This window comes from Streptomyces sp. a15 (genome assembly GCF_059026085.1).
This window is the reverse complement of the sequence record NZ_JBWLKM010000177.1, coordinates 1-6258: the sequence shown is the minus strand read 5'-3', so window position 1 is coordinate 6258 and position 6258 is coordinate 1. Positions and strand designations below refer to the sequence as shown.

Here is a 6258-nt window from a genome sequence, read left to right as displayed (position 1 = left end):
TGGTCCTGTGGAGCAGTTTGGAGTGCTCGCCACCCTGTCAAGGTGGAGGCCGCGGGTTCAAATCCCGTCAGGACCGCTGAGGCTTCCCCGGAAGCCTCGTGGCTGGGTAGCTCAGTTGGTACGAGCGATCGCCTGAAAAGCGATAGGTCGCCGGTTCGACCCCGGCCCCAGCCACAACCCAAGGGCCCCGTCCACACGGACAGGGCCCTTGACCTTTACCCACGCACCCCGCCACGCCCCTCCCCGCTCGCCACCCCGCCAAGGCGGAGGCCGCGCCCGCGGCGAAGCCGCAATCCGGTACAGCAAATCCCGTCAGGACCGCTGAGGCTTCCCCGGAAGCCTCACGGCTCGCGCAACCCAGCCGACACAAGCCATCGCCTGAAAAGCGACAGGTCGCCGGTTCGACCCCGACCCCAGCCACAGTCGCTGAACAGCGAAAACGCCCCCGTCGAGATCATCGGCGGGGGCGTTGCGCTGGGCCCCGGGCGACAGCGCGGGCGGGGTTCATTCCTGGTTGCGGCTGCGTGTCACGTTCGGCTCGCAATCCTCGTCGATGTCCCACGCGCCTCTCTTGTTACCGGTCAGGTCGTTGCCCTCGAAGACGCCGCCGCCACCGCCGTCGATCCATACGGCCTGATACGCGTTGCCGTTGATCCGGTTGTTGTGGACCGTCGGGTTGCCGCCCGCTGTGACCCTCATGCCGGCGTGACCGTTGCCGGTGATCTCGTTGCCCTCCAGCGTGCCCAGGCCGCCGTCATGCACGAAGACGCCGCTCTGCCTGTTGTGGCGGATCTGGTTCCGGCGCAATGTGGGGTTGCCGGCCGCTTTGATCTCCACGGCCGCCAGGGCATTGCCGGTGATCTTGTTGTCCTCCAGCGTGCCCAGGCCGCCGTCGAAGACGAAGACACCGGCCTGTCTGCTGCCGTGGATCCGGTTCCGGCGCAGCCGGGGGTCGGCGCCGTCACGGATGGCGACCGCCGCGAGGCTCTGGCTGCTGATGTCGCAGCCTTCCAGCTCCAGCCGTCCCTGGACGATCTTCACAGCGAACGCCTGAACGCTCCCGGTCTGGCGCAGCGTCAGGTTCGTGACCCTGCCGATGCTGGCCTGGAACATCAGCGCACTGGCCTGGTCGGCGCGGATCTCGATGTCTTCGAGCGGGCCGTCTCCCAGTATTTTCCAACGGCTTGTCGACGACCAGGCTCTCTTCGTACAGGCCCGGCCGGACCAGGATGCGGTCACCGGGCTGGGCCTTCGCTATGGCCGCGCCGACCGTGACGAAGTCCCCCCGGTGGTAGGGGTCCACCACATGGGTCGGCGGCTCGGTCTTCGTCGTGCCGCCGGCCGTGTCACCCGTCGGCTCCGTGGACTCGGTCGCCGCTCCCGCCGTCTCCGCACGCCGTGCGGGTCGCGCCGCGGCGATGGCCTGAGGCCGCCAGAACGTGTCCGCCATCCGTAACGCCAGCTGCTCGGTCGCCTTCCCCACCGCCGGTGACGTCAACGGCTCGAACCGCAGCTCCCGCCAGTCGGCGTGCTGCCGCGTGGCCAGCATCCGGGCCATGTCGTCGCCTTCGCACAGCTGGGGATCGTCCATCTCCCGAGCGGTGATGTAGTAGACGGGCAGGATCAAGTCCTGGCGGCCGAGTTTCTCCTCCCGCTCCAGGAAACGGGCCACCTCGGCCCGGCAGGGAGCGCTGCGGAACAGGCTCGGCGTGACGATGACCAGCAGCAGGCTCACCGCGTCCAGCGCCTCGTCGATCCGTGCCTGCCAGTTCTGGCCCCAGGCGATGTCGTTGCGATCCTGGAAGATCGCGAACTCCTCGCCGGTCTGCGCCCGAACCTCGGCGGCGAGCCGTTCCCGGAACTGAGAGAGCCTGCCGGCGTCGTGCTGGTCGTTGAAACGGACGTAGCTCATGAAGGCCGCAGGCTCACCGGACAAGACATCCCCCACTACCCGTGCATCCCCACCACAACCCGTGAATTCTGGCACAGGGGGAGCGCCCGAAGCCGGGCAATCACCGCCCTCTCCGGCGCCGCCCCGCCGCCGGAGACAAAAGCGTTCGCCACGAAAATCCCGGGGATGAGATCCTGGATCGCGTATGTCTACGCACCCCGCCCCCGGCGCCTCCGCTCCGGGCACCCCCGACCTCGGCGTTCTCGCCCCCCGCCTGACCGAGCTGACCCTGCGCGACACGCAGCGGCTCGGGCGCAGGCTCGAAGGTGCGCGCAGGATCCGTAAGCCTCAGGCCCGTGCCGCCGTCCTCGCCGAGATCGAGGCGGAGGTGGCGAAGGCCGAGCAGCGGATGAGTGCACGGCGCGGTCGCGTGCCCGCCGTCAGCTATCCCGAGCAGCTGCCGGTCAGCCAGAAGAAGGACGTGATCGCGGAGGCCATCCGTGATCACCAGGTCGTGATCGTCGCCGGTGAGACCGGGTCCGGCAAGACGACCCAGATTCCGAAGATCTGTCTCGAGCTGGGGCGGGGCGTCCGCGGCATGATCGGGCACACCCAGCCCCGTCGTATCGCCGCCCGTACCGTCGCCGAGCGGGTCGCGGAAGAGCTCGACACGCCTCTCGGCGAGGCCGTCGGCTGGAAGGTCCGCTTCACCGACCAGGTGAACCCGGACGCCACCTTCGTCAAGCTGATGACCGACGGCATCCTGCTCGCCGAGATCCAGACCGACCGCGAGCTGCGCGCCTACGACACGATCATCATCGACGAGGCCCACGAGCGGTCCCTCAACATCGACTTCCTGCTGGGCTACCTCGCCCAGCTGCTGCCCAAGCGGCCGGACCTCAAGGTCGTCATCACCTCCGCGACCATCGACCCCGAGCGCTTCTCCCGGCACTTCGGCGACGCGCCGATCGTCGAGGTCAGCGGGCGGACGTATCCGGTGGAGGTGCGGTACCGGCCCCTCCTCGAAGACGAGTCCGACTCCGCCGAAGGGGAAGAAGGGGACCGCGACCAGATCACCGCGATCTGCGACGCCGTGGAGGAACTGCAGGCCGAGGGCAAGGGGGACATCCTCGTCTTCCTCTCCGGGGAGCGGGAGATCCGCGACACCGCGGACGCGCTCGTCAAGAAGAACTACCGGTTCACGGAAGTGCTTCCGCTCTACGCCCGGCTCTCGCACGCCGAGCAGCACCGCGTCTTCCAGCAGCACACCGGGCGCAGGATCGTTCTGGCGACGAACGTCGCCGAGACCTCCCTCACCGTCCCCGGGATCAAGTACGTCATCGACCCCGGCTTCGCCCGCATCTCCCGCTACAGCCACCGCACCAAGGTCCAGCGGCTCCCCATCGAGGCGATCTCCCAGGCCAGCGCCAACCAGCGCAAGGGCCGCTGCGGACGGACCAGCGACGGCATCTGCATCCGCCTCTACAGCGAGGAGGACTTCGAGGCCCGCCCGGAGTTCACGGACGCGGAGATCCTCCGGACGAACCTGGCGTCCGTCATCCTGCAGATGACCGCCGCCGGCCTCGGCGAGATCGAGAAGTTCCCCTTCATCGACCCGCCGGACCACCGCAACATCCGTGACGGCGTCCAGCTCCTCCAGGAACTGGGCGCGTTGGACCCGGCGCAGAAGGACGTACGCAAGCGGCTCACCGACACCGGCCGCAAGCTCGCGCAGCTACCCGTCGACCCGCGCCTGGCCCGCATGGTCCTGGAGGCCGACAAGAACGGCTGTGTCCGCGAGGTCATGGTCATAGCGGCCGCGCTGTCCATCCAGGACCCGCGCGAACGCCCCGCCGACAAGCAGACCCAGGCCGACCAGCAGCACGCCCGCTTCCGGGACGAGACCAGCGACTTCCTCGCGTATCTCAACCTGTGGCGGTACGTCCGTGAGCAGCAGAAGGAGCGCGGTTCCTCGTCCTTCCGGCGGATGTGCAAGCAGGAGTATCTGAACTTCCTGCGCATCCGCGAGTGGCAGGACATCTACTCGCAGCTGCGGACCGTCGCCAAGCAGATGGGCATCCACCTCAACGAGGAGGACGCGGCCGGCCAGAGCGTCCACGTCTCCCTCCTCGCCGGTCTGCTCTCGCACATCGGCATGAAGGACGTGAAGGACGGCAACAAGAACGAGTACCTGGGCGCGCGGAGCGCCAAGTTCGCGATCTTCCCGGGCTCCGCCCTCTTCAAGAAGCAGCCGCGCTTCGTGATGTCCGCCGAGCTGGTGGAGACCTCCCGCCTCTGGGCCCGCGTCAACGCCAAGATCGAGCCCGAGTGGGTCGAACCCCTGGCCGAGCACCTGCTGAAGCGCACGTACAGCGAACCGCACTGGGAGAAGGACCAGGCCGCGGTGATGGCGTACGAGAAGGTCACGCTCTACGGCGTCCCGATCATCGCCCAGCGCAAGGTCAACTACGGCCGGATCGACCCGGAGACCTCCCGCGAGCTTTTCATTCGCAACGCCCTGGTCGAGGGCGACTGGCGTACGCACCACAAGTTCTTCGCCGACAACCGCAAACTCCTCAGCGAAGTGGAGGAGTTGGAGCATCGCGCGCGGCGGCGGGACATCGTGGTCGACGACGACACGCTCTTCGACTTCTACGACGAGCGGGTGCCAGAACACGTCGTGTCCGGTGCCCACTTCGACTCCTGGTGGAAGCACAAGCGGCACGAGCAGCCCGACTTCCTGGACTTCGAGCGGGAGATGCTCATCCGGGAGTCGGCGGAGGCGGTCACCAAGGACGACTATCCGGACTCGTGGCGGCAGGGTCAGCTCAAGTTCCGGGTGACGTACCAGTTCGAGCCGGGTGCGGACGCCGACGGTGTGACCGTCCACATCCCGCTCCAGGTCCTCAACCAGGTCACGGACGAGGGCTTCGACTGGCAGATCCCGGGCCTGAGGGAAGAGCTGGTCACCGAGCTGATCCGGTCCCTCCCGAAGCCGATCCGCCGCAACTACGTGCCGGCGCCGAACTTCGCGAAGAGGTTCCTGGACACGGCCGTCCCCCTTCAGGAGCCGCTCACCACCACCATGGCGCGGGAGCTCAAGCGCATGGTCGGCGTGCCCTTCACCGCGGACGACTTCGACTGGTCCAGGGTCCCCGAGCACCTGCGCATCACCTTCCGGATCGTCGACGAGCGCCGCCGCAAGCTGGCCGAGGACAAGGACCTGGAGGCGCTGAAGCTCCAGCTGAAGCCGAAGGCCCGCCAGGCCCTGTCCCAGGCCGCCGCGGCGACGGCCGAGCGCCAGGGCGGCGAGGCCCTGGAGCGCAAGGGCCTCACCGACTGGACGATCGGCTCGCTCACCCGCGTCTTCGAGACCCGCCGCGCCGGCCAGCCGGTGAAGGCGTTCCCCGCGCTGGTCGACGACGGACCGACGGCGAACACCGTCTCGGTGCGGCTCTTCGACACGGAGACCGAGCAGGCGGAAGCGATGTGGAAGGGCACGCGGCGCCTCATCCTGCGCAACATCCCGGTCAACCCGGCGAAGTTCGCGAGCGATCGCCTGACGAACGCCCAAAAGCTCGCCCTGTCCGCGAATCCGCACGGCTCGGTCCAGGCCCTGTTCGACGACTGCGCGATGGCCGCGGCGGACAAGCTGATCGCCGACTTCGGCGGGCCGGTGTGGGACGAGGAGTCGTACCGGAAGCTGTACGACAAGGTGCGCTCGGAGATCGTCGACACCACGGTCCGTACGGTCGGCCAAGTGCAGCAGGTCCTCGCCGCCTGGCAGGCCTGTGAGCGCCGTCTGAAGGGCGTACGGAGCGCGGTGCTCCTGGCGAACCTCCAGGACGTACGCAAGCAGCTGGACGCCCTCGTGCGGCCCGGCTTCGTGACGGAGGCCGGGATACGGCGGCTCCCCGACCTCATGCGCTACCTGGTCGCCGCGGACCGCCGGCTCCAGCAGATGCCGACCGGCGTCCAGCGGGACACGGCCCGCATGGAGAAGGTCCACGAGATGCAGGACGAGTACGCCTGGCTCCTGGAGCAGATGCCCCAGGGCCGCCCGATCCCGTCCTCGGTCCTGGACATCCGCTGGATGATCGAGGAGCTTCGGGTCAGCTACTTCGCCCACGCCCTCGGCACGGCGTACCCGATCTCCGACAAGCGGATCGTGAAGGCGATCGACGCGGCCGTGCCGTAACGGCGCCCGCACACCGGGTGAGTTCGACCCGGGGCTCACCCTCCTGTACAGTCTCTTCTCGCAGCGCAACGCACGAATAGCGCCGCGAAACCTGGTCCTGTGGAGCAGTTTGGAGTGCTCGCCACCCTGTCAAGGTGGAGGCCGCGGGTTCAAATCCCGTCAGGACCGC

General features: G+C 68.3%; 3 protein-coding genes and 3 tRNA genes. 4 read left to right on the top strand and 2 right to left on the bottom strand.

Annotated elements, in window-relative coordinates:
- The first annotated feature begins 1 nt into the window (after position 1).
- Positions 2-76: transfer RNA gene (locus tag AC5P09_RS51080), tRNA-Asp, on the top strand.
- 24 nt (positions 77-100) lie between these two features.
- Positions 101-174: transfer RNA gene (locus AC5P09_RS51075), tRNA-Phe, on the top strand.
- Between the two features lie 330 nt (positions 175-504).
- Here AC5P09_RS51075 and AC5P09_RS51070 read toward each other — a convergent pair.
- Both AC5P09_RS51070 and AC5P09_RS51065 read right to left on the bottom strand, forming a co-directional pair.
- Positions 505-1080 (bottom strand): right-handed parallel beta-helix repeat-containing protein, encoded by a 576-nt coding sequence (locus AC5P09_RS51070; RefSeq protein ID WP_493880491.1) that lies wholly within the window; start codon positions 1078-1080, stop codon positions 505-507.
- Positions 962-1912 (bottom strand): toll/interleukin-1 receptor domain-containing protein, encoded by a 951-nt coding sequence (locus tag AC5P09_RS51065; protein ID WP_493880490.1) that lies wholly within the window; start codon positions 1910-1912, stop codon positions 962-964. Before AC5P09_RS51065 ends, AC5P09_RS51070 begins: the two co-directional genes overlap by 119 nt.
- A 184-nt stretch (positions 1913-2096) precedes the next feature.
- Between AC5P09_RS51065 and hrpA the strand changes: the two genes are divergently transcribed.
- Together hrpA and AC5P09_RS51055 are read left to right on the top strand one after the other, a co-directional pair.
- Complete coding sequence (hrpA, locus tag AC5P09_RS51060; RefSeq protein WP_493880489.1) at positions 2097-6089, top strand: ATP-dependent RNA helicase HrpA; 3993 nt, start codon at positions 2097-2099, stop codon at positions 6087-6089.
- Between the two features lie 93 nt (positions 6090-6182).
- Positions 6183-6257, top strand: a tRNA-Asp gene (locus AC5P09_RS51055).
- The last annotated feature ends 1 nt before the right edge of the window (position 6258 follow it).